This window comes from Bacillus sp. H1a, assembly GCF_000633475.1.
Taxonomy (GTDB): Bacteria; Bacillota; Bacilli; order Bacillales; family Bacillaceae_G; genus Bacillus_A; species Bacillus_A paramycoides.
In genome coordinates, this window is record NZ_AYMH01000019.1 from 42,202 (window position 1) to 67,234 (window position 25,033).

General features: G+C 36.4%; 20 protein-coding genes and 4 pseudogenes. 17 read left to right on the forward strand and 7 right to left on the reverse strand.

What is annotated here, in order from left to right; genetic code table 11:
- The first annotated feature begins 3 nt into the window (after positions 1-3).
- The 7 genes from celB (U860_RS0108430) (at position 4) to chbG (ending at position 6,392) form a co-directional block, all read left to right on the forward strand.
- Positions 4-1,305 (forward strand): PTS cellobiose transporter subunit IIC, encoded by a 1,302-nt coding sequence (gene celB / locus U860_RS0108430; protein WP_002174232.1) that lies wholly within the window; start codon positions 4-6, stop codon positions 1,303-1,305.
- Between the two features lie 9 nt (positions 1,306-1,314).
- The gene (locus tag U860_RS0108435) at positions 1,315-1,632 is read left to right on the forward strand and encodes a PTS lactose/cellobiose transporter subunit IIA (protein WP_025148175.1); all 318 of its coding nucleotides are present in this window, start codon (positions 1,315-1,317) and stop codon (positions 1,630-1,632) included.
- A gap of 395 nt (positions 1,633-2,027) precedes the next feature.
- On the forward strand, positions 2,028-2,330 hold the full coding sequence (locus U860_RS0108440; protein WP_025148176.1) for a PTS sugar transporter subunit IIB: 303 nt from the start codon (positions 2,028-2,030) through the stop codon (positions 2,328-2,330).
- Between the two features lie 16 nt (positions 2,331-2,346).
- Positions 2,347-3,654, forward strand: a complete 1,308-nt coding sequence (gene celB, locus U860_RS0108445; protein WP_025148177.1) for a PTS cellobiose transporter subunit IIC — start codon at positions 2,347-2,349, stop codon at positions 3,652-3,654.
- 182 nt (positions 3,655-3,836) lie between these two features.
- Positions 3,837-4,160, forward strand: coding sequence for a PTS lactose/cellobiose transporter subunit IIA (locus U860_RS0108450; RefSeq protein ID WP_025148178.1), 324 nt, complete (start codon positions 3,837-3,839; stop codon positions 4,158-4,160).
- Positions 4,161-4,163: 3 nt separating this feature from the next.
- Positions 4,164-5,489, forward strand: coding sequence for a 6-phospho-beta-glucosidase (celF, locus tag U860_RS0108455; protein ID WP_025148179.1), 1,326 nt, complete (start codon positions 4,164-4,166; stop codon positions 5,487-5,489).
- 198 nt (positions 5,490-5,687) lie between these two features.
- Positions 5,688-6,392: a chitin disaccharide deacetylase gene (gene chbG, locus U860_RS0108460; RefSeq protein ID WP_025148180.1), complete on the forward strand. Its 705-nt coding sequence runs from the start codon at positions 5,688-5,690 to the stop codon at positions 6,390-6,392.
- Between the two features lie 40 nt (positions 6,393-6,432).
- On the opposite strand, the gene U860_RS0108465 is transcribed toward chbG, so the two are convergent.
- Positions 6,433-7,614, reverse strand: coding sequence for a chromate transporter (locus U860_RS0108465; RefSeq protein WP_025148181.1), 1,182 nt, complete (start codon positions 7,612-7,614; stop codon positions 6,433-6,435).
- 190 nt (positions 7,615-7,804) lie between these two features.
- Between U860_RS0108465 and exsM the strand changes: the two genes are divergently transcribed.
- Positions 7,805-8,218 carry an exosporium regulatory protein ExsM gene (gene exsM, locus U860_RS0108470; protein WP_025148182.1) on the forward strand — a complete coding sequence of 138 codons (414 nt, stop codon included), beginning with the start codon at positions 7,805-7,807 and terminating at the stop codon, positions 8,216-8,218.
- A gap of 128 nt (positions 8,219-8,346) precedes the next feature.
- Here the strand turns inward: exsM and U860_RS0108475 are convergent, their stop codons facing one another.
- From U860_RS0108475 to U860_RS0108485, 3 genes are all read right to left on the reverse strand, one after another.
- Positions 8,347-11,025 (reverse strand): sigma-54-dependent transcriptional regulator, encoded by a 2,679-nt coding sequence (locus U860_RS0108475; RefSeq protein ID WP_025148183.1) that lies wholly within the window; start codon positions 11,023-11,025, stop codon positions 8,347-8,349.
- Positions 11,026-11,129: 104 nt separating this feature from the next.
- Positions 11,130-11,867, reverse strand: a complete 738-nt coding sequence (locus U860_RS0108480) for a polysaccharide deacetylase family protein (RefSeq protein WP_025148184.1) — start codon at positions 11,865-11,867, stop codon at positions 11,130-11,132.
- Between the two features lie 219 nt (positions 11,868-12,086).
- A complete protein-coding gene (locus U860_RS0108485; protein WP_025148185.1) occupies positions 12,087-13,160 on the reverse strand; it encodes an MraY family glycosyltransferase in 1,074 nt (357 codons plus the stop codon).
- A gap of 450 nt (positions 13,161-13,610) precedes the next feature.
- On the opposite strand from U860_RS0108485, the gene U860_RS0108490 reads away from it, so the two are divergent.
- Positions 13,611-14,981 carry a UDP-glucose/GDP-mannose dehydrogenase family protein gene (locus U860_RS0108490; RefSeq protein ID WP_025148186.1) on the forward strand — a complete coding sequence of 457 codons (1,371 nt, stop codon included), beginning with the start codon at positions 13,611-13,613 and terminating at the stop codon, positions 14,979-14,981.
- A 75-nt stretch (positions 14,982-15,056) separates the two neighbouring features.
- Positions 15,057-16,172 (forward strand): UDP-N-acetylglucosamine 2-epimerase (non-hydrolyzing), encoded by a 1,116-nt coding sequence (wecB, locus tag U860_RS0108495; protein WP_002174219.1) that lies wholly within the window; start codon positions 15,057-15,059, stop codon positions 16,170-16,172.
- A 108-nt stretch (positions 16,173-16,280) separates the two neighbouring features.
- Here the strand turns inward: wecB and U860_RS0108500 are convergent, their stop codons facing one another.
- Positions 16,281-17,408, reverse strand: coding sequence for an LCP family protein (locus U860_RS0108500; RefSeq protein WP_025148187.1), 1,128 nt, complete (start codon positions 17,406-17,408; stop codon positions 16,281-16,283).
- Positions 17,409-17,482: 74 nt separating this feature from the next.
- Positions 17,483-18,118 (reverse strand): YigZ family protein, encoded by a 636-nt coding sequence (locus U860_RS0108505; protein ID WP_025148188.1) that lies wholly within the window; start codon positions 18,116-18,118, stop codon positions 17,483-17,485.
- A gap of 238 nt (positions 18,119-18,356) precedes the next feature.
- Here U860_RS0108505 and U860_RS0108510 point away from each other — a divergent pair, with 238 nt between their 5' ends.
- The 7 genes and pseudogenes from U860_RS0108510 to raiA all read left to right on the forward strand — a co-directional run bounded on the left by U860_RS0108510 (position 18,357) and on the right by raiA (position 24,630).
- On the forward strand, positions 18,357-19,199 hold the full coding sequence (locus tag U860_RS0108510; protein WP_025148189.1) for a DegV family protein: 843 nt from the start codon (positions 18,357-18,359) through the stop codon (positions 19,197-19,199).
- Positions 19,200-19,371: 172 nt separating this feature from the next.
- On the forward strand, positions 19,372-19,686 hold the full coding sequence (locus U860_RS0108515; RefSeq protein WP_025148190.1) for a helix-turn-helix domain-containing protein: 315 nt from the start codon (positions 19,372-19,374) through the stop codon (positions 19,684-19,686).
- Between the two features lie 131 nt (positions 19,687-19,817).
- Positions 19,818-21,261 (forward strand): annotated as a pseudogene (locus tag U860_RS0108520) (NlpC/P60 family protein).
- Positions 21,262-21,388: 127 nt separating this feature from the next.
- Positions 21,389-22,738: pseudogene (gene comFA, locus U860_RS31320) on the forward strand (ATP-dependent helicase ComFA).
- A pseudogene (locus tag U860_RS32990) lies at positions 22,738-23,441 on the forward strand (ComF family protein). The pseudogenes comFA and U860_RS32990 overlap by 1 nt, the downstream one beginning before the upstream one ends.
- A 126-nt stretch (positions 23,442-23,567) precedes the next feature.
- Positions 23,568-23,765 (forward strand): cold-shock protein, encoded by a 198-nt coding sequence (locus U860_RS0108535; protein WP_033795393.1) that lies wholly within the window; start codon positions 23,568-23,570, stop codon positions 23,763-23,765.
- A gap of 322 nt (positions 23,766-24,087) precedes the next feature.
- Entirely contained in the window at positions 24,088-24,630 is a 543-nt protein-coding gene (gene raiA / locus U860_RS0108540) for a ribosome-associated translation inhibitor RaiA (RefSeq protein ID WP_002174210.1), read from the forward strand.
- 71 nt (positions 24,631-24,701) lie between these two features.
- Here the strand turns inward: raiA and U860_RS32995 are convergent.
- Positions 24,702-24,794, reverse strand: a pseudogene (locus U860_RS32995) (VOC family protein); the annotation flags it as partial.
- Positions 24,795-25,033: the final 239 nt, after the last annotated feature.

Sequence of the window (25,033 nt, forward strand, 5' to 3'; positions counted from 1 at the left end):
TAGATGATTGGATTTTTAGAGAAATATGTGATGCCAGTAGCAGGAAAGGTTGCCGAGCAGAGGCATTTGCAGGCGATTCGTGATGGAATTATTTTGACGATGCCTTTCTTGATTATTGGATCTTTTTTTCTTATTATTAGTGCTTTACCAATACCAGGGTATAATGATTTTATGGCAGGCTTGTTTGGGGAGAATTGGCAGAAAGCTTTGGGGTACCCAGTCAGTGCAACTTTTAATATAATGTCTTTAATAGCTGTTTTTGGAATCGCTTACAGGCTTGGTGAGTATTATAAAGTGGATGCTTTAGCATCTGGTGCATTGTCACTTGTATCATTTTTGCTTGCAACACCGTTCCAAGTTATGTATATGATACCAAATACAAAGGAAAGTGTACTTGTAGATGGAGTTATACCAGCTGCGCTAATGGGAAGCCAAGGTTTGTTTGTGGCGATGATTATTGCAATTATATCTACTGAAATTTATCGATTTATTGTTCAAAAAAAGATGATTATAAAAATGCCAGAGACAGTTCCGCCAGCAGTAACGCGTTCATTCGCTGCGCTTATTCCAGGTTTTATTGTTGTGACGGTTGTTTGGATAATTAGATTGATTTTTGAACATACGACTTTCGGTAGCATTCATAATGTTGTAGGGAAGCTTTTACAGGAACCTCTTAGCGTACTGGGAGCTAGCCTTTGGGGTGCAGTAATCGCAGTTATCGTTGTCCATGTACTTTGGGCGTGCGGAATTCATGGCGCTGCAATTGTTGGTGGTGTAATGAGTCCGATTTGGTTGTCATTAATGGATCAAAATCGAATTGCATTTCAGGCTGGGCAAGACGTACCGAATACGATTACTGCGCAGTTTTTTGATTTATGGATTTATATGGGCGGTTCTGGTGCAACACTTGCTTTAGTTGTAGGAATGTTATTATTTGCACGAAGTCAGCAATTAAAAAGTATAGGCCGATTGTCGATTGCACCAGGTATTTTTAATATTAATGAAATGGTGACTTTTGGTATGCCGATAGTAATGAATCCAATTTTACTTATTCCATTTATATTGGTGCCAGTCGTATTAACGATTGTTTCTTATTTTGCAATGGAATGGGGATGGGTTGCACGTCCGAGCGGAGCTGCTGTACCTTGGACTACACCTATTCTCTTTAGTGGATATTTAGGATCAGGTGGGAAAATTTCAGGAGTTGTTTTGCAGCTCGTTAACTTTGCACTTGCATTCTTTATTTATTTACCATTCTTAAAAATATGGGATAAACAAAAAGTAGCGGAAGAAAAGGGGGAGTAAATAACTGAAATGGATACGATAGAGATGAAAGTTTTTCATTTAATCTTGCATGGAGGAAATGCGAGAAGTTGTTCAATGGAAGCAATTGATTGCGCTAAGTGCGGTGAATTTAAGGAAGCAGAAGCTAAACTACAAGAAGCTTTAAATGAATTGCAAGAGGCGCACCGCTTACAAACGGAGCTTATACAGAAAGAAGCTGGCGGGGAAAAGACTGAGGTTACCCTGCTGATGGTACATGCGCAAGATCATTTAATGAACGCAATTACAGTGAAGGAATTAGCGAGTGAGTTTGTAGAATTATATAGGAAGATGTCAGTAGCTGAATGAACCTTGCTTATGCAAGGTTTTTTTATGTTTTTATGACGAAACGAAGACCACATTATATTGGAAGAGAAACATTACATCACTAAATAGTGGGTTAAAATAAAGAAATAATTTTCGCTGAAAAAATTTTTTTAGTGTTTTTTGTTTTAAACGTAACTAGACAACTAAACACTAATCTATTTCCATACAGTTATGTGTTTAAAGCGTGTTGTTTTATAACACACTGTGTGTTTTTTCGATAACACACTATTTGAAAACGGTAACACACAAAAAAACTGCTCGAAAAAAACGCTGATTTTGGGCGTTTTGAAAATTTGGCACGCTAATTGCATTAATAAATAGCGTAAAGAAAAATAAATAAACATAAATTTTTTATACTACACAAGGGGGATTCAGAAATGAATATTTTATTATGTTGCTCAGCAGGGATGTCTACAAGTTTACTAGTTACAAAAATGGAAACGGCTGCAAAGGCTCGCGGTCTAGAAGGCAAGATTTGGGCTGTATCTGGGGATGCAGTAAAAAACAATATCGATGAAGCAGATGTATTATTACTAGGACCACAAGTTCGTTACATGCTTTCTTCAATGAAAACGCTTGCTGATGATAAAAATGTTGGGATCGATGTTATTAACCCAATGCATTACGGCATGATGAATGGAGAAGCAGTTTTAGATCACGCATTAACACTTAAAAAATAATTAGGGGGGAAACGAAATGCAAAAGTTTATTGCATTTATGGAGAAACATATTGTTCCTGTTGCTGGTAAAATTGGATCGCAACGTCACTTAGCTGCAATCCGTGATGGATTTATTGCAGTTATGCCACTTATTTTAGTTGGTGCACTTGCATCACTAATTAATGGTTTTCCATCTGAAGCTTTCCAAGATTTCATGAAAGGTTTGTTTGGTGAAACATGGAAACAAGTTGGCGGTGGAATGTGGACCGGTTCTTTCGCAATTCTAGCACTAATCATAGCATTTACAACAAGTTATAACTTAGCAAAATCTTACGGCGTTGATGGTTTGTCAGCAGGTATTATTTCATTTGGTGCGTTAATTATTCTTACACCAACAACACCGAAAGAAGGCGGATTGAACTTAGCTTGGACAGGTGCACAAGGGTTATTCGTAGCAATTATCGTGGCAATTCTTGTTACTGAAGTATTCCGTTTCTTTGTACAAAGAGAAATTACTTTTAAAATGCCAGATGGAGTACCACCGGCAGTTTTAAGATCTTTCGCAGCTTTAGTGCCAGCATTTGTTATCTTAACAGCAGTTGCAGGTATTCAATTGGCAGTGAAATTAGCTGGTACAAGTGTTCATGAATTCATCTTTAATACGATTCAATTACCATTGCAAAGTTTAGCAGGGACATTACCAAGTGCAATTGTCATTGTATTCCTTGTTCATCTTCTTTGGTTCTTCGGTTTACATGGTCCAAATATCGTTGGTGGTATTATCGAGCCATTATACTTACCGGCATTAGAGAAAAATATTAAGTTATTCCAAGGTGGTACATCTGCATTTGATGTTCCGAACATTATTACAAAACCATTCTTTGATACTTTCGTGTATCTTGGTGGTTCTGGTGCAACATTAGCATTCTTAGTAGTTGTATTACTTGTAGCGAAAAGTGCACAATTACGCGGTGTATCTCGTTTATCAATTGGACCAGGTGCATTCAATATTAACGAACCAGTAATATTTGGTACACCAATTATTTTAAATCCAATTTTATTCCTTCCGTTTATCGTAACACCAATTGTATTAGTAATTACTTCTTACACAGCTATATCTATTGGATGGGTACCAAAAACAGTTGCGATGATTCCATGGGCAACACCACCAATTATTAGTGGTTATCTTGTAACAGGTGGACATCTTTCAGGTGCAATTCTACAGTTATTCAACTTTGTGATTGCGATGGTGATCTATTACCCATTCGTTGTATTATGTGACCGTTCTGTTGTTCGTACTGAAAAAGCAGCAGCACAAGGAAATGATAATTCTTTACCTATGTAACATAAAAATTGTTCTCACAGACAATATTGTCTGTGAGAACAATTACCTTTATATCATGTTCAAAAAGATAGAATACATCTACAAGAACACCAAACTATGATTAATAAAATAATAATTTAATAGACATGTTCAAACTGAAGGGGTATTTAAATCGGTTGAACCTTATAGAGAGGGCGGTAATTATGATGACTACAGCAGAACAAATTCCATTCCAATTGATTTTAAATAGTGGTAATGCAAGAAGCTATGCTATGGAGGCATTGCAATTTGCAAAACAGGGGAAAATGGCGGAAGCAGATGAGGCGATGGTAAAGGCGAAAGAAGCGATTAATGAAGCGCATCATTTCCAAACAGAGCTCATACAATCAGAAGCAAGAGGAGAAAAAACAGAAATTAGTGTTCTTCTAATTCATGCGCAAGATCATTTAATGAATTCTATTACAGTAAAAGAATTAGCAGCAGAATTTATCGACCTTTATAAAAAGCTAGAAGCGAAAGGGGAATAAAGCATGAATGGAATTAAAATTGCTACAATTGGCGGTGGATCTAGTTATACACCAGAGTTAATTGAAGGATTTATTAAACGTTATGATGAGCTTCCTGTTCGTGAAATTTGGTTAGTAGATATTGAAGCGGGAAAAGAGAAGTTAGAAATCGTTGGTAACTTAGCGAAACGTATGGTGAAAAAATCAGGTTTACCAATTGATATTCATTTAACACTTGATCGTCGTGAGGCATTAAAGGGTGCTGACTTCGTAACAACGCAGCTTCGCGTTGGGTTATTAGAAGCACGTGCAAAGGACGAAGCAATTCCATTAAAATATGATGTAATTGGTCAGGAAACGAATGGTCCTGGTGGTTTATTTAAAGGGCTGAGAACGATTCCTGTTATTTTAGATATTTGTAAGGACATGGAGGAACTATGTCCAAATGCATGGCTTATTAACTTCGCAAATCCAGCTGGTATGGTAACAGAAGCTGTACTTCGCTACACGAACATTCAAAGAGTAGTTGGTCTGTGTAACGTTCCAATCGGAATTCGTATGGGTCTTGCGAGATTGCTTGAAGTAGATGCAAGTCGCGTACACGTTGATTTCGCTGGTTTAAATCATATGGTATACGGATTAGACGTATACTTAGATGGTGTAAGCGTAATGGATCGTGTATTAGAGCTTGTAACAGATCCAGAAAAGCAAATTACGATGGAAAATATCGCTGCGCTTAACTGGGAGCCAGATTTCATTCGTGGTCTACGCGCTATTCCGTGTCCGTACCATCGTTACTACTATAAAACTCGTGAAATGTTAGAAGAAGAGAAAGAAGCTTCGATTGAAAAAGGTACACGTGCAGAAGTAGTAAAACAATTAGAAGATGATTTATTCGAGTTATATAAAGACCCGAATTTAGATATTAAACCACCACAATTAGAAAAACGTGGCGGAGCTTATTATAGTGATGCAGCATGTAGCTTAATTACTTCTATTTACAATAATAAAGGTGATATTCAACCTGTTAATACGAGAAACAACGGTGCAATTGCAAGCTTACCACATGATTCTGCTGTTGAAGTGAACTGTATTATTACGAAGGAAGGTCCAAAACCAATTGTGGTTGGAGACTTACCAGTACCAGTTCGCGGTTTAGTACAGCAAATTAAATCATTTGAGCGTACAACAATTGAAGCTGCTATTACAGGGGATTATCATAAGGCGCTGCTTGCTATGACAATTAATCCACTTGTACCATCAGATAAAGTTGCAAAACAAATTTTAGATGAAATGTTGGAAGCACATAAAGAACATCTTCCACAATTCTTTAAAAAGGTAGAGAAATAAAGTGAAACTTTAATCAGTGGGGCCTCATTCCCACTGATTGTTAGCCTTCACCAATCGGGCTTTTACGGGCAGTTAATCTCCCGCTTAACTTCTTTGCTTCAGCTGAATTTGGAGATGGGAGTCTTATTGCCCATTAAAGCGGGATAAGAAGCGGCGCTATTTAGCCCGCTTTTTTTAATTCTAGTAGGAGGTATTATGATGATTAAGCTAATTGTAAATGCAGATGATTTCGGTCTTACGGAAGGGACGAATTATGGAATTATTGCTGGACATATAAATGGACTTGTAAACTCAACGACGATGATGATGAATATGCCGGGGACAGAGCATGCTGTAAGTTTAGCGAAAGAGTATAAAACGTTAGGGGTAGGAGTGCATCTCGTATTAACGGCAGGAGAACCGCTTCTCAAGGACGTACCATCACTTGTAAGTAGCGATGGATTGTTTCATAAACAAAGCGTCGTATGGGGAGGGAATATAAATCCAGAAGAGGTAGAAAGAGAATGGACTGCTCAAATTGAGAAATTTTTATCGTACGGATTAGCACCAACCCATTTGGATAGTCATCATCATGTGCATGGGTTACCGATTTTACATGATGTTCTTGAGAGATTAGCAAGTAAATATAATGTTCCGATTCGTCGTTGTGAGAAAGAGCGAGCTGTGCACCCATTTTCCGATGTGTTTTACAGTGATTTTTACGCTGACGGTGTGAAGGAAGATTATTTTGTGAAGTTAAAAGAAAGAGTACAGGACGAACAAATGGTAGAAATTATGGTGCATCCAGCTTATATTGATCCAGAGCTTGTGAAACGTTCTTCTTACGTAATGGATCGTGTGAAAGAATTGCGTATTTTAACGGAGAGCGAGTTGCCTGAGGGAATGGAGCTTGTGAAGTTTTAATAGGAAAACGACGGCTAAATATGGCCGTCGTTTTTTAGATTTATAAAATGGACAGAACATATCCGCCGAATGCTCCGAGTATAACGATAATCCAAGGTGGTGCTTTCCAAAAAGCGAGTAAACAAAAAAGAAGAGAAGCAAAAACGAAATCTACGGAATTCATAATTGTACTCGTCCAAATTGGATCATAAAAGGCTGCTAGTAAAATGCCGACAACGGCTGCATTCACTCCAAGTAGTGCACCTTGTATGTAAGTTAACCTTCTTACACTGTCCCAAAATGGTAAAACGCCGATAATGAGCAGGAAGGCAGGAAGAAAGATAGCGATGGTTGCAATCGTAGCTCCCATTGTTCCATTTAGCACTGCTCCTATATAGGAGGCGAATGTAAATAGTGGTCCTGGCACTGCCTGTGTTAATCCGTATCCGGCTAGAAATTGTTCTTTAGTCATCATCCCGTTTTGTACAAACTCAGTTTCAAGAAGGGGAAGTACGACGTGCCCTCCTCCGAATACGAGTGCACCAGAGCGATAGAAGCTGTCAAATAAAGAGATAAAATAAGAGTACGGTCGTAACATTGGTAGTAGTATTAATAGTCCGAAGAATAAGATGAGACAAGAAATTGCTACCGTTTTGGAAATAGAAACTTGTATCTTATATGATTGAGCGTTCTGAGGGATTTTATATAAAATCCAGCCGACAAGCCCTGAAAGTACAATGAGAATGATTTGTGTCCAGCTACTTGGCCATAACAAGACAATCGCAGCAGTTACAATAGCGATTGTTGCACGGTTTCGATCTGGTGTTAACTTTTGCGCCATTCCCCAAATGGCATGAGCGACAATTGCGGCTGCTACGAGTTTTAGTCCGTGAATCCAGCCTGAACTTCCAAGTTCGAATTGATTAAGAAATGAAGCGAAAAAGATTAAAACGAGAACAGACGGGAGGGTGAATCCAATCCAGGAGGTTATTGCTCCTAATAGTCCACCGCGTAATAATCCAACCCCCATACCAACTTGGCTGCTAGCAGGACCCGGAAGGAATTGGCATAGTGCTACTAAGTCACCGTAACTTTTTTCATCCATCCATTTTCTTTTTTGTACATATTCGTGGTGGAAATAGCCGAGATGGGCGACAGGACCACCAAATGAAGTAAGTCCTAATTTAAATGAGACGAGAAAAATCTCTAATAATGTGTGAAAAGTGTATTTGTTATTTTCCAAAATAACCTCCTAGAATGTTTTTTCTATGTGCATTATACAAGAGGCAGTAAGGTGAAAGAAACGATTTTGATGTAAAGATTGTGTGAATCTTTTCTTCGGAATTAAAAAGTGAAAAAGTCATAAATGATTATGTGTAAACCATAAAGTAATAGAAGAAGTGCTGGGAAATTTATATAAGGAGAATGCCTGTATGACAACACACTTTTTTGCTAGGCTAACGGGGAAGAGGGAAGTACCTCCTGTAAATACAGAAGCTTATGGGGTAGCAGAGTTTATTTTTAGTAATGATTTAACGAAGTTGCATTACAGGGTAATATTAAAAAATATAGAAAAGGTCATGTCGTGTCAAATTCATTTAGGGAATTCCAATCAAATTGGTCCTGTTGTTCTCTATTTATACGGTCCGCTAGAACAAGGAATTAGTTTGAACGAGGGAAGTATTACTGGTGTAGTGAATGTGGAGGATTTCGAAGGGCCTTTACAAGGGAAATCATTTGTTCACTTTCTCCAAGAAATTATTCAAGCAAATGCATATGTAAATGTTCATACGAAATCACATAAAAAAGGAGAAATAAGAGGGCGAATTAGAAAAGTAAAGAAGTAGAGGAAAAGGCTGTCCATATTTTGGAACAGCCTTTTCTCCTTATATAAGGTGCTATTTTTTATCGATTATTGTCAGTAAATCGATAATATAATTGCACGTATTACGCACGAGATACAATATCGCCTAGTTTAATTTTTAACAGGCTGATTTTTAATAAAGAAGTCCATGACATAAAATACTTCATCATCGGGTATTTGTATTTCAAATGTATTTTCAATAGGTTGCAACGCTTTTTTCACTTTCATATACATCCAGTACTCATCTTGTCTTCGTTTGTCTTTTTCAGGATGAGGGAGAAGACTTTCTCCTTTTTGAAGACGATCAACCATACAGCTCATATGCAAAATAACACCCATTAAACTATCAGGGGTTAGCTGTAAGGAGATGAGTTCTTGAATTGTATTTAATGCGTAACGAATTGTTTTAATGAGCAACGCACCATCATTACGCTGCATTTGTTGCTCAAGAATATCAGCCATTTTTGCATATGTTTCCTCGTACGTGATCAATTCTTGAATTGGCTGAATAGCTGTGTAGTTCACAATGTCTTGGAAATGATACGTTAAGCACGGTACTTGTACATTAAAATTCGTTACGATGCAAATGATATTGCGCTCTTTCTTGATGTTTTCAATCATTTTCGTTAAATCTTTTTCGTGGACGATGCTAATCGGAATAATTTCAATTAAGTCTTTATCAAATCGTAAATAGTTCTCTAACATTTTTTGAATTGCTAAAGCACTTCCTTCACCAGTTAAACAAGCTGTTAAAATAACGGATTTCATTGGCGACAGCGGCTGTTTCTTTTCTTCCTGCACGTTTAAATAGAACGGTGTTAAGTTCTTCACTGTTTCATATAGTGCATCTAATGAATAACCGAGCTGAGCTTTTCGGGCAGCTTCTAGGGCGTGCGGTGTGCTCGTCATAGAAAGAACACGTACAGGAATTTTGAACTCGGTTTCTAATATATCACCGATATAAGCGAGCGATCCCATATCAACAAGTAAGAGAAGCCCGTTTACATGTTGAAGTGTTTTCATATACACTTTAACACGCTCTAAGAAATCTTTCGGTGATTCATGAAGCGGCATATCAATACCCGTTACTTCATCAATACCGAGAAGTTCGTTTGCAACGTTTGCCATTTCTGTTGCGATGCCATTACCGTGAGCTAATATTAATACTTTTACTTCTGTTTGTGAGGCAGGAATTGGATCAACAACGAAGAACATTGTTAAAAAGCCCGCTTCATCAATAGGCATTGTTATTTGTAATTCTTCCTCTAACAGCTGAATACATTGCATAGCTACGGAAAAAGCCTCTTTATATTTCGTACGAATTTGATTTAATTGTGGGTTGTGAATTTGTTTCCCACCTTGTAAACGTTGTAGAGTTGTCTGTACATGTAAACTTAAAGCGAGAAATACTTTTTCATCAAAAGTCTTAGATAAATGTTTTTCAGCTAGTTCCGCAATTTTTTCACATACGGTAACGATATTACGATCCACAATTTTAAAAACATTTTCATGACTTGTTTTTTTGGACATTTGGTTAAAATATTGGACGAAAAAGCTTTGAATATCATTTTCTATTAGTAATTCTAATTCTTCTTCTTCAATGCCGCGTGCTTGAAGTTCTTCGTATTTATGGTCGATATAATCGTAAATGGAAGAACGGCTTCCTTCAGGTTCTATTTTATGCTTACTCCAACCTTCATCACCTGTAAATACAAATGTTTCATTTGGTATTTGATATAGATGACGGCTCTTTCTTTCAATAAATAATCCTTCTTTCATATACCAAGGTAAATCTGTACTTGAAACACCGACAGAATCACGTTTCTTTGTTACGAAATCAGAATAAGCTTTCGCGCAGGCAATTTGTACATCTGTTTTCAATTGGCCAATGTTATTTGGACAATTGTAAAAAACGAAAGCCCGCATTGCATTTGGACTAACATGAATCTCTTTTCGGAGACGAATCGCTTCATTTGTGAAAAATAGCTGTAGTAAAGCAAAGCGTTCTTTATGCGTTCGCTCACGAAGTGGTGGAAGCGTAACGGTCATTGGAATACGTCTTGTAAATGTCTTTAATAAAAATGAGTTTGGTTCTTCTGTTGTTGCAGTAATGATTAATACTTGTGCTTTACGCTCGTTCTCTGTTTCTCCAAGGCGGCGGTATACTCCGCGGTCAATAAATGTGAAGAGCATTTCTTGTCCTTCTGGAGGCATGCGATGGACTTCATCTAAGAAGAGGATACCTTCATGTGCCTTTTCAATTAACCCTTTTTGATCACTGGCACCTGTGTAAGCTCCTTTTTTTATCCCAAATAACTGTCCAAGTAGTAGTTGTGGATTGTTTGCATAATCAGCACAGTTAAAGACGATAAAAGGTGCTCCTTTTGGGAGTTGCTCTACTTCAATTGCGTATTCGTGCATTAAAGAAGCGAACATAGATTTCCCGACACCTGTTTCTCCAAGTAGTAAAGTGTGCATACCGTTTGGAGGATAGAGAATAGAAGCTTTCGCTTTTTCAATTGCAATTTTTAGGCTTGTATTTTCAATTGCAAATGTATCTAGTGAAGTGCCATTTGTTGAATGCGTTTCCAATGAAGTATTCGTTTCTATATAAAAACGGACAGGGCGTGTACTCGTTTTTAATAAACGATCATCTTTCACAAGCTTGTTCAAATCGCTACTAACATTTGCACGGTCTAACTGTAGAAGTGTAGCGAGTTCTGATGCTGTTACACCTTCTGTATAATTCCCTTTTTGTATTGCGTTAAAAATGAGATCTATTCGTTTCATTTCTATTCACCTCGGAACTTCATCACTATTTAAAATTTTACACAAAAATGGGAAGTGTGGGAAGAGAAAAATAAAACAGCTTTAGTACATAGGCACTAAAGCTGTTACAATCTTGTGTCTTTCCAAAAATTCACTTCAAGATGGGAAGATGGATTGTATGGAAGTAGTTTATACCCTTGTGATTGCAAATAATCAATTACTGCTGGAAGTATTTGTACTGTGACACTAGAATCGTGCATTAAAATAACCTCCACTTGTTCATCGCTTTGATTTCGTACTCTTTCTAGTATTGCGGAAGGATTATCATAGCTTTTCCAGTCGTATGTATCAATTGTCCAATCCCACATTTTGTACTGGGCAGATACGAGTGCGTCGCGGTAATTCTTTTTTAAATAAGGCATACTACCGTATGGGACACGAACGAGATGTGTATTTAAATTCGTAACTTGCTGGACGATATTTTGAGCTTGCTCCATTTCTGCAATTAAAATAGAGGGATCGCCAGTATAAAGACGTTTTACATCATGTGACATACTATGAAGTCCGATATAATGTCCGTCTTGAATTAACCGATGCATTGTTTTTTGGTAATGTGGTACTTTCCCACCGATGACGAAGAAAGTTGCTTTGCCATTCTTCTCTTTTAAAATGTTTAAAATTTGTGTTGTATATTTGTTGGGTCCGTCATCAAATGTTAAGTACGCAATCTTTTGTATAGGAGAGTTGGTTTGAGTAGTTTGGTGATGTTCTGCTGGAATGGCCATAGTCGCTTCTGTATTAGATGATGCGTACATAGTAATAATTGAAAATAAAATTATACATTGAAATACTCGCTTGATCATAACATTCACCCTCAGTTTGACAATCAAGATGTAAAAAAGAAATTTTGATATTTTTCTCATTATCTTTGCTATACATATATCTTTCTCCAATAGAGGGACTCTCAAACAATCTATATTTTGGAAATAGGGAATAAGGAGTAAAAAACAAAAAAATAGCATCCTCTTCCAAGAAGGAGGATGCTATTTGAATATTTCATAATAGTAAAGGCTATACTACAATTAGTCTTCGCGTTTTTTTACTTTTTTATAGAAGGAAATAATTGGTTTGTAACGTTCGTGTACAAGACCGATTACTTCAGCAATGATTTCTGTAAAGAAGATTAAAACGAAAAGAAGAATAATGGATAACCATAATGTCGCACTAGTGAAAAGGATTGCATTTATACTAAAGAAAATACCAAATGCGTAAATAATTAGTACCGTTTTACGATGAGAGAATCCCATTGCAAGTAAGCGGTGATGTAAATGCGATTTATCTGGTGCTGAAATAGGTTTTTTATTGACGATACGGCGGATGATTGCAAATGTCGTATCAAATACAGGTACACCTAAAATGATAACTGGAACGATAAAACTGAATAGCGTTACGCTTTTGTATAATCCAAGTAACGATATAACAGAAATACAGTATCCTAAAAATAGTGCTCCTGTATCTCCCATGAAAATTTTTGCTGGATGGAAGTTATAGAATAAAAATCCAATTGTACTTGCTAATGTAATCAGCGCTAGAGGTAATATAATAGCCGCTCCAGTGCCCCACGGACTAGTGAAGGCCATATATGCTAGCGTTGCAAGTACGATAGATGAAATCCCAGCGGATAATCCATCTAATCCATCAATTAAGTTGATGGCATTTGTAATACCTACAATCCAAAATACTGTAATTGGATAAGCGAGCCATCCGAGTTCAGTATCTCCAAGGATTGGAATATATAATACTTGCACTAATAATCCACTTTTTACAATCATGATGGCAACTAGTAGTTGTCCACTGAATTTTACCTTCGCAGATAGTTCGTACATATCATCTAAAATCCCGATGATAACAATGATGATAGCACCTAAAGTTATCGATAGCATTCTTTGTTCGTATAATCCACCGACAACAAATCCTACGGCTACACCGATGAAAATTGCTAACCCGCCAAGACGAGGCATAATTTTTTGGTGTACTTTACGCGCGTTTGGCTTGTCTGTTGCTCCTATTTTAAATGCTAATTTAATAACTAAAGGAGTAACGACGAGTACAGTGATGAAAGATGCCAAAATGGCATAAATCACTTGTGAGTCCATTAATACCCCACCCTTTATAGTTTAACGTAATTTTTTTAGTGTATTTATCTGAAAATTATGATGTTTATTTACAGGCTCATAACATATGGTATCACAAAAAGATTAGAATTCAATCTTTTTTTCTTTTAGCGGTAAATGGAAGTGAATAAAATATATGACAATGGTATATAGAATATTGAGTCGCTTGAGAAGGTTTTTCATATTGTGACTTGTAATATGACATTGTAGTTGCTTCGTCTATAGAGAGTATTTTTACTTCAGTATTATTATAAGTGTTGCACGTAAAAATGAGTAAGTTCCGTGTTAAAATATGGAAATTTGTATTTGAGATAGATTGCATCATTTAACTTTACAAAATTTTTAAAAAATAAAAAAGATAATTCATATAATAAAGAAGTAAAAGAGTTTTCTCATTCTTATTGTGAGAGGGGGAAGCACAGGGAGAATTCTATGTATTCGTATATTTTCTTTTGTATATTCCTGTGCGAAAGGAAAATGAAAATTACGATAATAGGTACCGGATATGTTGGATTGATTACAGGGGTAGGATTGGCGAGATTAGGACATTCGGTTACGTGTTTTGATATAAATGACGAAAAAATTGAACGGATAAAACAAGGGAAGTTACCTATTTATGAATGTGGCTTACATGAATTAATAAATGAAGCATATGAGAATAACCATTTAACTTTTACAACAAGTAAATCGAAGGCTTTTAATAAGGCAGAATTTATATTTATTGCAGTTGGAACGCCATCTTTATTAGATGGCACAGCAGATTTAACGTATATTCGTAGTGCTTGTGATGATATTGGAACATATGTGAATAACGATATTATTGTTGTTACGAAAAGTACGGTTCCTGTAGGTACGAATGATGTAATGAAGGGATGGATCGAGGAGAAGTTACAAGGCAGACATGAATTACATATCGTATCGAATCCAGAGTTTTTACGAGAAGGTTCTGGTATTTATGATTTTTTTCATGGTGATCGTATTGTAATTGGAGCAAATAGTGAGGCAGTTGCACGAAAAGTAGAGAATTTATATAGTGAATTATGTTTGAAAACGTATATTACAGATATTCGAAGTGCAGAGATGATTAAATATGCATCTAACGCTTTTTTAGCTACGAAAATTAGTTTTATTAATGAAATTTCGAATATATGTGAGCAAGTGGGTGCAGATATATTAGAGGTAGCTACAGGAATGGGGATGGATAAGAGAATTGGTGCATCTTTTTTAAAAGCGGGTATCGGATACGGAGGATCTTGTTTTCCGAAAGATACGAAAGCACTCGTGCAAATTGCAGGGGATGTTTCTCATGATTTTCGTTTGTTGAAAGCGGTCATTGAAGTGAATAATAAACAACAGTTGTTATTGGTTGAAAAAGCGAAGAAAGTAATGGATATGAATAAGAAGCGGATTGCAGTTCTTGGCGCAGCGTTTAAGCCGAATACTGACGATATTAGGGAAGGACCTTCCTTTATTATAATACAAGAATTAATTAATATGGGTGCGGATGTGGTTCTATATGACCCGCAAGCAATTCAAAATGTAAAAGATTTATTTGGGAAGACTATACAATACGCTGGATGTATAGATGAATCGATTAGAGAAGCGAATGCAGTTTTTATCGTAACAGAATGGGAATCAATTCGAACTTATCCGTTAGAAAAGTATGTACAGCTTATGAGGGAACCTATTCTATTTGATGGGAGAAATTGTTATACTAATGAGGATGCCAAGAAGCATGGGATAGATTATTACTCAGTTGGGCGAAAAAACATTTGTAATAGTAATATTTTTATTATTCGTTAAAAAGTCTATTTCCCCATGCCTATTCTGATATGTCATAATAGAAGTTGTAACTAGTGAAAGAAAAGAGGCAATGAAATGACTGAACGTTTAAAAGTAATGACAATTTTCGGGACACGTCCAGAAGCAATTAAAATGGCACCTCTTGTATTAGAGTTGCAAAAGCACCCAGAAAAGATTGAATCGATTGTGACTGTAACGGCACAACACCGTCAAATGTTAGATCAAGTATTAAGTATCTTTGGGATTACGCCAGATTTCGATTTAAATATTATGAAAGATCGCCAAACTTTAATTGATATTACAACACGTGGTTTAGAAGGTTTGGATAAAGTAATGAAAGAAGCGAAGCCAGATATCGTCCTTGTACATGGTGATACAACGACGACATTTATCGCAAGTTTAGCTGCTTTCTATAATCAAATTCCAGTAGGACATGTTGAAGCAGGACTTCGTACATGGGATAAATATTCTCCATATCCAGAAGAGATGAATCGCCAATTAACAGGTGTAATGGCGGATCTTCATTTCTCACCTACAACAAAATCAGCAACGAACTTACAGAAAGAAAATAAAGATGAGTCAAGCATTTTCGTAACAGGAAATACAGCGATTGACGCATTGAAAACGACTGTAAAAGAAACATATAGCCATCCTGTACTAGAGAAACTTGGAAATGATCGTCTTGTGCTTATGACAGCGCATCGTCGTGAAAACCTAGGTGAACCAATGCGTAATATGTTCCGTGCAATTAAGCGTCTTGTTGATAAGCATGAAGATGTACAAGTTGTATACCCTGTTCATATGAATCCTGTTGTTCGTGAAACAGCGAATGATATTTTAGGCGAGCATAGCCGCATTCATTTAATTGAGCCGCTAGACGTAATCGATTTCCATAACGTTGCAGCTCGTTCATACTTAATGCTAACTGATTCTGGTGGTGTACAAGAGGAAGCACCATCACTAGGTGTGCCAGTTCTTGTCCTTCGTGACACGACGGAACGCCCAGAGGGTATTGAAGCAGGTACGTTAAAATTAGCAGGAACAGATGAAGAGACAATCTTTGGGCTTGCTGACGAATTACTATCTAATAAAGAAGCTCATGATAAGATGGCGAAAGCATCTAATCCTTACGGCGATGGCCGTGCATCAGAGCGTATTGTAGAAGCGATTTTACAACACTTCAAGAAGTAAAGTGAAACTTTAATCAGTGGGAGTGTTTATCCCCCACTGATTATTAGCCCGCACCAATCGGGATAAATGAAAAAAGAGCCAAATCGTATGTGATTTGGCTCTTTTTTATTATTGGTGATTCCTCATAATCCACTCTGCATGAGCATTTGTAGAAGGGGGAGGAGGCGGTGGTGTTTTGTTCTCACTCGGCTCCTTCTTTGCTTTTGCGCTGGAGTTAGAATTTGAATCGGAATTTGTATTCTCATCTTTCGTAGCCTCTGTTGGGGCTTTTGCTTTTTCTCCTATTTCTTTTTCAATTTCGTTACGTACCGTCTCTACACTGATTGGATCCGGAAGGAAGTAATAAATACCACCTATTTTTCTGTCTTCTCCTTCAATTTTTAACGTTTGTATTGTAGAAGGATCAAATCCAGAGAGTTTACTGTAAAGAGCAAGTCCGTCTGAAATAGGAATGTCGGTTTTTATATATTTTCCAACGACAGTCGTTAAATCTTTAATTTTAAATACAGTAGAGGCGGAATTTAGTTTTTGAGCAACAGCGGCTAGTAATTGTCTTTGTCTAGCAGCCCGACCATAATCGCCGTTTGGATCCTGCTTTCGCATACGGACGTAAGCAAGTGCTTCTTCGCCGTTTAAATCTTGTTTACCTTGTTTAAATTGGATTTTTTTGTCGTAATCAACATCAGAACGTTCCCAAAAATCGAAGGGAACATCGACTGTAACACCGCCAACAGCATCAACGATACCTTTAAAGCCTTTGAAATCAATTTTAATATAATGATCAACAGGAACTTTTAAAAACCCTTCGACGGTGTCAATTGCCATTTTTTCTCCACCGTAAGCATGAGCGGCGTTAATTTTGTCTTCTTTATTTTTGCCAACAATCTTAACACGAGAATCGCGCGGGATACTCATAAGTGAAACTTTTTTTGAGTTTGGGTTAACTGTCGCGAACATAAGTGAATCCGTTCGCCCATTTTGACCATCAGTTGCATAATCTTCAATACCCATAATGAGTATTGTGAAAGGTTTTTTTGTGATCTCCACATCTGCAGCTCGTAATTTAGATTTTTCACGGTTAAATCCACTGTATATCCCCATGAGAGAAGAGTAGGAATTTAAAATATAAAGTCCTACGCTACCAAATAAAAATGCGAAAATAAGAAAGTAGAAAAGTTTTCTTCTACGTTTCTTTTTTATTCTGCTATTTTGGAGATGATAATAACGTTCTTCCATATATAATCTCCTTAGTTCATTTGTAGGGAATTAATTCACTACATTAATCTTTAAAGAGGATAAGTTAGCTATTCTTAGTTAACGTTTTGTTCTAAGTACAACATATCTCCTTCTTTAATTGTACATTTCCCGTTTGTTAATTCAATCATCCAATTTGTAAATGTTTGTTTTCGATTTTCTTCTACATACGTATCGAATGTGACATTTTCGAGATAATGTATATCTTTAATGGCATATTCTGAATTGCGTAATTCATTTTCAACTTTGCCAAGCAATGTATAATCAATTTCTGTTTGCATAACGCGCATTAGTTTTCGCTCAACAATGCCTATGTGATTAAGTCCTTCACTTGTACATTTTCCATATGCACGAATTAATCCACCAGCACCAAGCTTAATGCCACCAAAATAGCGCGTGACGACAACGACAGTATCTTTTAGACCTCGTTTTTTTAATACCTCTAACATAGGTACACCAGCGGTACCACTTGGTTCGCCGTCATCGTTTGCTTTTTGAATTTGATCTTGTTCACCGACTAAATATGCGGAACAATTATGTGTTGCATTCCAATGTTGTTTTTTTATTTTTTGTATAAATTCTTGGGCTTCCTCTTCAGTTGTGGCTCGATTTACATAGCAAATGAATCTTGATTTTTGAATAACAATTTCGTGCTCACCGTAGCCTTCGACTGTTAAATATTGTAATAACAATGGTATACGCCCCTATCCTTCAAAATGACTGGTACTTTACATTTTAAAAGCGGGCGTTTTTATATTCAAACATTTTTTATAAATATGTTGGAATTTTTGATGATTATTTTATCTTTTTGTTGTAATTTGTCGAGATGGTGATTATAATTTCTAACCTGCATTTTCATGTATTGATGCACCTTTTTTAGTTTTCGTGTAAAATTAGGGAATAAAAATTTTTTATAAGGCAGGTACGAAAATGAAAACAGCTATTGTTACTGATAGTACAGCATATATACCGAAGCATATTCGTGACGAACTAAATATATATATGATTCCATTAAATGTTGTGTTTGGAACGGAATCTTATCAAGAAGAAGCTGAAATTTCAGCAGATGATTTTTATGTAAAAGTACGTGAACAGGAAGAACTTCCGAAAACTTCGCAGCCAGCAATTGGAAAGTTTTTAGAGTTATATGAAGAATTATCTAAAGAATATGATGCAGTAATTAGTATTCATCTTTCAAGTGGAATTAGTGGTACATACCAAACAGCAACAACAGCTGGACAGATGGTGGATGGTATTAATGTATATACGTACGACTCTGAAATTAGTTGTGAAGTACAAGGATTTTACGTACGTGAAGGTGCGAAATTAGCAAGTGAAGGCAAGAAGCCAGAAGAGATTATCGCTCGCTTCGATGAAATGAAGCAAACGATGGATGCCTATTTTGTAGTGGATGATTTACATCATTTACAACGTGGGGGACGATTAAATAGCGCACAAGCTTTCATCGGTAGTTTGTTACAAGTAAAACCAGTGTTATATTTTAGAGATAAAGTAATTATTCCATTCGAAAAAATTCGTACGCGTAAAAAAGCGTTGAAGCGCATCATTGAAATCTTTGATGAACAGGCAAATAAAGGTGTACCTATGGAAGCTGTCATTATTCATGCAAGTCGTGAAGAGGAAGCTGAGGAATGGAAGAAAGAATTAGAAGAGCAATACCCTCATGTTACAATTCGTACGAGTTATTTCGGAGCTGTAATTGGCACGCATTTGGGTGAAGGTGCACTTGGTTTAGGCTGGTATACGAAGTAATAAAGATATAAAAGCTCTCTTTTTGAAGAGGGTTTTTTTACGGATGTTTTATGAAAATTTGACAAGTTAATATTTGGAAATGGTAAAATGTACGTAAAATTAAATAATGAGGAAAGTTTTATTACTTACTTTTTACAAGAAACTATCTTATAATAGAGGAGAGGTGAGACATATGGAGCATAATTCATGTTTATGTCCAAAATTTGAGTCAGCTTTTACATTGCTTAGTAAGAAATGGACTGGCTTAATTATTAAATCTTTGTTGGAAGAGCCGAAACGCTTTAGAGAAATCGCAGATATTATACCTAATATGAGCGATCGTATGTTGTCAGAACGTTTAAAGGAATTAGAAGGCGAAGGTATTGTAGTTCGTGACGTTTACCCAGAAGTACCAGTTAGAATCGAGTATGGTTTAACTGATAAAGGGAAGGCGTTGGAAAGTGTTATGAATGAAGTCCAAAATTGGGCTGAGAAATGGATGAAGTAACGTTTCAGTCTCATTCATGGTGGTATAATTTCAAAACGTAAGGGAGTCCCTTGCGTTTTTTCTATTTGTATAAAAATGACGAAATGTTCTTAAAATTCTACATATATATACAAAATTAGATATACTTTGCTATAGAGACAAATGTAATATTACATTTATTTTACAAAACCGTAACATCGGCGAAAAACCTCCCGAATTATGGTATAAATTTTAATAGGTTAAGTACGGAAAAAGAAAAAAGAAAGCGGTGTAAAAAATAAAATGAAAAAGCTAAAAATGGCATCTTGCGCATTAGCTGCAGGGTTAATGTTTTCAGGGCTAACACCAAATGTATTTGCAGAAGATAAAATTTCTGACGTGAAATCACAAATTAACACACAAAATGACACTTTACATAAACAACAACAAGAACGTGATGAATTACAAAAACAAATGAATGACTTAAACAAAACAATTCAAGGTTTAGATAAGTCTGTTCAAGAGAACGCTTCAAAACTTGATGAAACAACAAAAAAAGTTGCTGATACTGAGCAATTAATCGAGAAGAAAAATAAAGATATTGCAGAACTACAAACAAAAATTGCAAAACGTGAAGAGTTATTGAGAAAACGTTTAGTTGCACTTCAAGAACAACCAAACACGAACGTTGTAACAGAAGTTCTTGTAAACTCTAAAAACATTGCAGATTTAGTTGATCGCTTCAATTCTATGTCTAAAATTCTTGAGTCTGACGAAGATATCATGAAAACACAACAAGAAGATCAAGTGAACGTGAAGAAAGATGTTGAAACAGTAAAAGAAAAACAAAAAGAATTAAAAGAAGCACAAGCTCAAATTGAAACTGCTAAGAAAGAATTTGACGCTGAAAAAGCGAAAAAAGAAACTGCAGTGAATGATTTAAGCGGCAAAATGGATACCGTTGTAACTACAATGACAAGTACGGAAAGTCAATTGAAAGATCTTGAGAAACAAGCGCTACAATTACAACGTATTGCTGAAGAAGAGGCACAGGCAAAAGCTGCACAAGAAGCTGCTGCTCAAAAACAAGCAGAGCAAGCTGCTAAAGCAAAAGAAGCACAAGCTCAGCCAGCACAAGCGCCTGCTCAACCAGCGGCACCAGCAAACAATGCTGGACAAGCTCAAAAAGAAGAGCCTAAAAAAGAAGAGCCTAAAAAAGAGCAACCTAAGAAAGAAGAGCCTAAAAAAGAAGATTCTACACCAGCTCCATATGTTGGTGGAGTAATCGCGAAAGCACAACAACAACTTGGAAAGCCTTATGTTTGGGGAAGTGCATCTCCATCAAACGGCGGTTTTGACTGTAGTGGATTCATCTCTTACATCTTTGGTGTAGGTCGTCAAGACGTTGCAGGTTACTGGAACTCAGTTTCTAAAGTAAGTAGCCCACAACCTGGAGATTTAGTATTTTTCCAAGGTACTTATAAAGCAGGTCCATCTCACATCGGTATTTACGTTGGGGATGGCCAAATGATTCATGCGAGTGATAAAGGGATTGCTTACGGTGATATTAACAGTTCTTACAACCAGAAACATTTCTTAGGATACGGTCGATTCTAGGATTTATAATTTAATAAAACACGTGTATAAAGTCGATAGCTTACTATTTTATAAGTAGGTTATCGGCTTTTTTGAGTTTTTACGAGATTATGAGAAGGATTTATAGTAGTGCTGGAGGTGGTTTAGGATGTTAGCCGGGAAACAGTTACTATTAGAAGAACTCTCTTCAGATTTGCAGGGTGAATTAAATCATTTTAAAAGGAATCGAGAAGTCGTTTGTGTACAAGGTGTAATTAAGAAGTCTTCTAAATATGTGTGTCAGCGTTGCGGAAATATAGAGAAGCGACTATTTGCGTCATTTTTATGTAAAAGGTGCAATAGGGACTGTACGTATTGCCGAAAGTGCGTAACGATGGAGCGTGTGAGCGAATGTTCTGTACTTGTTCGCGGGATAGCTGAAATAAAAGGAGAAAATTCCTTGAATCCGTTACGTTGGACAGGAGTTTTGTCTGCTGGACAGGAATTGGCTGCACAAGGTGTCGTTAAAGCTGTTAAGCGGAAAGAATCATTCTTTATTTGGGCTGTGTGCGGGGCTGGGAAGACGGAAATGTTGTTTCATGGAATTGCAGAGGCGCTTCAAAAGGGAGAGAGAGTTTGTATTGCAACGCCGAGAACAGATGATGTACTTGAATTAGCGCCAAGGTTACAAGAAGCGTTTCTGAATATAAATGTAGCGGCTTTGTACGGAGAGAGTTTAGATTGTGAAAAAGATGCAGTGTTAGTCGTTTCAACTACGCATCAATTGTTACGTTACTATAAATCGTTTCATGTCATGATTGTAGATGAGATAGATGCTTTTCCATATCATGCGGATAAGATGTTACATTACGCAGTAAAACAAGCAATGAAAGAGAAAGCAGCACGTATTTATTTAACAGCAACTTCAGATGAAAAGTGGAAGCGGAAGTTGCGAAGTGGTAAGCAAAAAGGGGCTATTGTTTCAGGACGCTATCATCGTCATCCCTTGCCAGTTCCGGTATTTCGGTGATGTGGAAATTGGAAAGAAGACCTCATGCGTAAAAAGATCCCTCGTGTTTTATTGCAAAGGCTAAATATGTACTTATGTAAACAATATCCCATTTTTTTATTTGTTCCCCATGTGCGATACGTAGAAGAAATCAGCTTGTTATTAAAATCAATAAACAGCCAAATTGACGGTGTGCATGCAGAAGATCCGAAGAGAAAAGAAAAGGTAGCGGCCTTTCGAAAGGGAGAAATTCCTTTATTAGTTACAACGACGATTTTGGAACGAGGGGTAACTGTGAAGAATTTACAAGTAGCAGTTTTAGGAGCAGAAGAAGAAATATTTTCAGAAAGTGCTCTCGTTCAAGTTGCAGGGCGTGCTGGTAGAAGTTTTGATGAACCTCATGGAGAGGTCATCTATTTTCATTATGGAAAGACAGAGGCGATGGTACGCGCGAAAAAACATATTCAAAGCATGAATAAAAATGCTAAAGAACAAGGATTGATAGATTAATACATTGTCTACTTTGTGATGAGCATATTTCATACGCGATTAGTTGGTACACTCTTTTGTTAAGCTTCATAAAGAGTATATATGTGATAGATGCGAACAAAAACTTTCCTATATTATAGGAGATATTTGTAGAGAGTGTGGTCGGCTTTTAGAACTTGTGCCAGCTGAATATATAAACGGTGATATTTGCACGGATTGTATAAGATGGATGGACGAGGAGAGGTTTCCGTCTCTCATAAATCGCTCGTTGTGTGTGTACAATGGAGGGATGAAAGAAATATTAGCACAGTTTAAGTTTCGAGGAGATGCTGAATTAGTTCATATTTTCTATCAGTCTTTTCGAAGGCTTTTTCAAAAATATTTTGCGAATGTTTCAGTTGTTATTTCTGTTCCGCTTAGTGAAGAACGAGAATACGAACGTGGTTTTAATCAAGCCGAGTTACTAGCTTCTTGTTTGCCTGTCAAAATGTCTTATACATCATTAAGAAGGATAGAAACAGAAAAGCAAAGTAAGAAGAAGCGCAAAGAAAGGATGTCGGGAAGTAATCCTTTTTATTTTCAGGGAGAAGAGATGTTTCATGGGCAACATGTTTTAATCGTTGATGATGTATATATAACAGGAATTACAGTTAGGCAAATTGGAAGTCTTTTGTATGATAGAGGAGCGAGGGAGGTTTCTTGTTTGGCACTTTGTAGAGGCTAATATGTGAATGTCGAAAGGGATAATAAAAAGACGACAGGTCTTCTTTGACTTACGATCTTGTCATTCGTTATAGTCAGACTATGGGGCGAATGCCCTGATTTTTAGAGTGAAGGGAATGGAATGAACATGCAAGGAAGAGTAAAATGGTTCAATTCAGAAAAGGGATTTGGGTTTATTGAGCGTGAAAATGGTGACGATGTTTTTGTCCATTTTTCTGCTATTCAACAAGAAGGATATAAGTCGTTAGAAGAAGGGCAACAAGTGCAGTTTGATATTGTAGATGGAGCACGTGGACCACAAGCGGCTAATGTTGTGAAGTTGTAAAAATTACGTTTTTGGAAAAGATAGAGCTGTATTTGTGGCAGCATTTTATAAATTATGGAAGCTCTTGTTTGCAACAAGGGTTTTTTTGTTGTAGGGAGAGTTGTCAAAAAGTTGTTTCTTTTCTGTAACGAATTGTCCACAGTTACATTCGTTATTCACGATGTTAATAGGATAAAATAAAGATAGAAACGATGCATCTTTTCATTTCAACAAAAAATGATAAAAAAATCGCAATTCCACTAATTTTTTTAAAAAAGTTAGAAGGAGTTTTTAAGCCAGTGTCGAAATTATAGTACATAGGCTTGAAAGGAGGAATTCATCTATGAAATTCAACATTCGTGGTGAAAATATTGAAGTAACTCCAGCATTAAAGGAATATGTAGAGAAAAAGCTAAGTAAATTAGAGCGCTATTTTGATACATTCCCAGAGATTAAGGTTAATTTAAAAGTATACTCTGACAAGCAACGTATCGAGGTAACAATTCCATTTACAGATTTATTACTTCGTGCAGAAGAAACAAATAGCGATATGTACGCTGCAATTGATTTAGTAGTTGATAAAATTGAGCGACAAATTCGTAAACATAAAACAAAAGTAAACCGTAAATTACGTGAAAAGGGTTCTGTTAAAAACAACTTTATCCTTCCAGAAGCAGTAGCTGTTCTGGATGAGGTAGAAGAGGATGAATTAGAACTTGTACGTACAAAACGATTCGATTTAAAACCGATGGACGTTGAAGAAGCGATCTTACAAATGGATATGCTAGGACATAATTTCTTCGTCTTCACAAATGCGGATACAAATGAAACTAATGTTGTATATGGCCGTAAAGACGGAAAATATGGTTTAATCGAAACAAAATAATAATTCAAAAGCGCAGCCGAAAGGGGCTGCGCTTTTTTATATATTCTTATTGTTGTTTTTCGTAATGATATTTAGAAGTCATGTCTCGTTACTGTCAATTGTATTACTATTCCAAAAGGATCTCGAATAATGGCATAACCAGGGCTGAAGGAGTCTTTTTAAAAGATGTTAAATAAAATAGTAGGGATTGTAGTTAAAAAAATTTTCTGAAACTAGGCCCGACATTTGGACGATTGTTGTCATAGTTATAAGACAAGTGTTACAATTATCATTAGGTTTATACATTTTAGTTTTTTTAATTAGGAGAAAAATTGGCATAACATAAATTTGATTTTTATAACGACTGATTGTAAAGAGAAAAAGAAAGCAATCGGAAGTTTTATTTTAATAAAAAGAGGAGCGT

Excerpts from the sequence above, each read along its gene's own strand:
- celB (WP_002174232.1), top strand. The coding sequence starts at position 4 with ATGATTGGATTTTTAGAGAAATATGTGATGCCAGTAGCAGGAAAGGTT.
- U860_RS0108435 (WP_025148175.1), top strand. The coding sequence starts at position 1,315 with ATGGATACGATAGAGATGAAAGTTTTTCATTTAATCTTGCATGGAGGA.
- U860_RS0108440 (WP_025148176.1), top strand. The coding sequence starts at position 2,028 with ATGAATATTTTATTATGTTGCTCAGCAGGGATGTCTACAAGTTTACTA.
- celB (WP_025148177.1), top strand. The coding sequence starts at position 2,347 with ATGCAAAAGTTTATTGCATTTATGGAGAAACATATTGTTCCTGTTGCT.
- U860_RS0108450 (WP_025148178.1), top strand. The coding sequence starts at position 3,837 with ATGATGACTACAGCAGAACAAATTCCATTCCAATTGATTTTAAATAGT.
- celF (WP_025148179.1), top strand. The coding sequence starts at position 4,164 with ATGAATGGAATTAAAATTGCTACAATTGGCGGTGGATCTAGTTATACA.
- chbG (WP_025148180.1), top strand. The coding sequence starts at position 5,688 with ATGATTAAGCTAATTGTAAATGCAGATGATTTCGGTCTTACGGAAGGG.
- exsM (WP_025148182.1), top strand. The coding sequence starts at position 7,805 with ATGACAACACACTTTTTTGCTAGGCTAACGGGGAAGAGGGAAGTACCT.
- U860_RS0108475 (WP_025148183.1), bottom strand. The coding sequence starts at position 11,025 with ATGAAACGAATAGATCTCATTTTTAACGCAATACAAAAAGGGAATTAT.
- U860_RS0108480 (WP_025148184.1), bottom strand. The coding sequence starts at position 11,867 with ATGATCAAGCGAGTATTTCAATGTATAATTTTATTTTCAATTATTACT.
- U860_RS0108485 (WP_025148185.1), bottom strand. The coding sequence starts at position 13,160 with ATGGACTCACAAGTGATTTATGCCATTTTGGCATCTTTCATCACTGTA.
- U860_RS0108490 (WP_025148186.1), top strand. The coding sequence starts at position 13,611 with ATGTATTCGTATATTTTCTTTTGTATATTCCTGTGCGAAAGGAAAATG.
- wecB (WP_002174219.1), top strand. The coding sequence starts at position 15,057 with ATGACTGAACGTTTAAAAGTAATGACAATTTTCGGGACACGTCCAGAA.
- U860_RS0108500 (WP_025148187.1), bottom strand. The coding sequence starts at position 17,408 with ATGGAAGAACGTTATTATCATCTCCAAAATAGCAGAATAAAAAAGAAA.
- U860_RS0108510 (WP_025148189.1), top strand. The coding sequence starts at position 18,357 with ATGAAAACAGCTATTGTTACTGATAGTACAGCATATATACCGAAGCAT.
- U860_RS0108515 (WP_025148190.1), top strand. The coding sequence starts at position 19,372 with ATGGAGCATAATTCATGTTTATGTCCAAAATTTGAGTCAGCTTTTACA.
- U860_RS0108535 (WP_033795393.1), top strand. The coding sequence starts at position 23,568 with ATGCAAGGAAGAGTAAAATGGTTCAATTCAGAAAAGGGATTTGGGTTT.
- raiA (WP_002174210.1), top strand. The coding sequence starts at position 24,088 with ATGAAATTCAACATTCGTGGTGAAAATATTGAAGTAACTCCAGCATTA.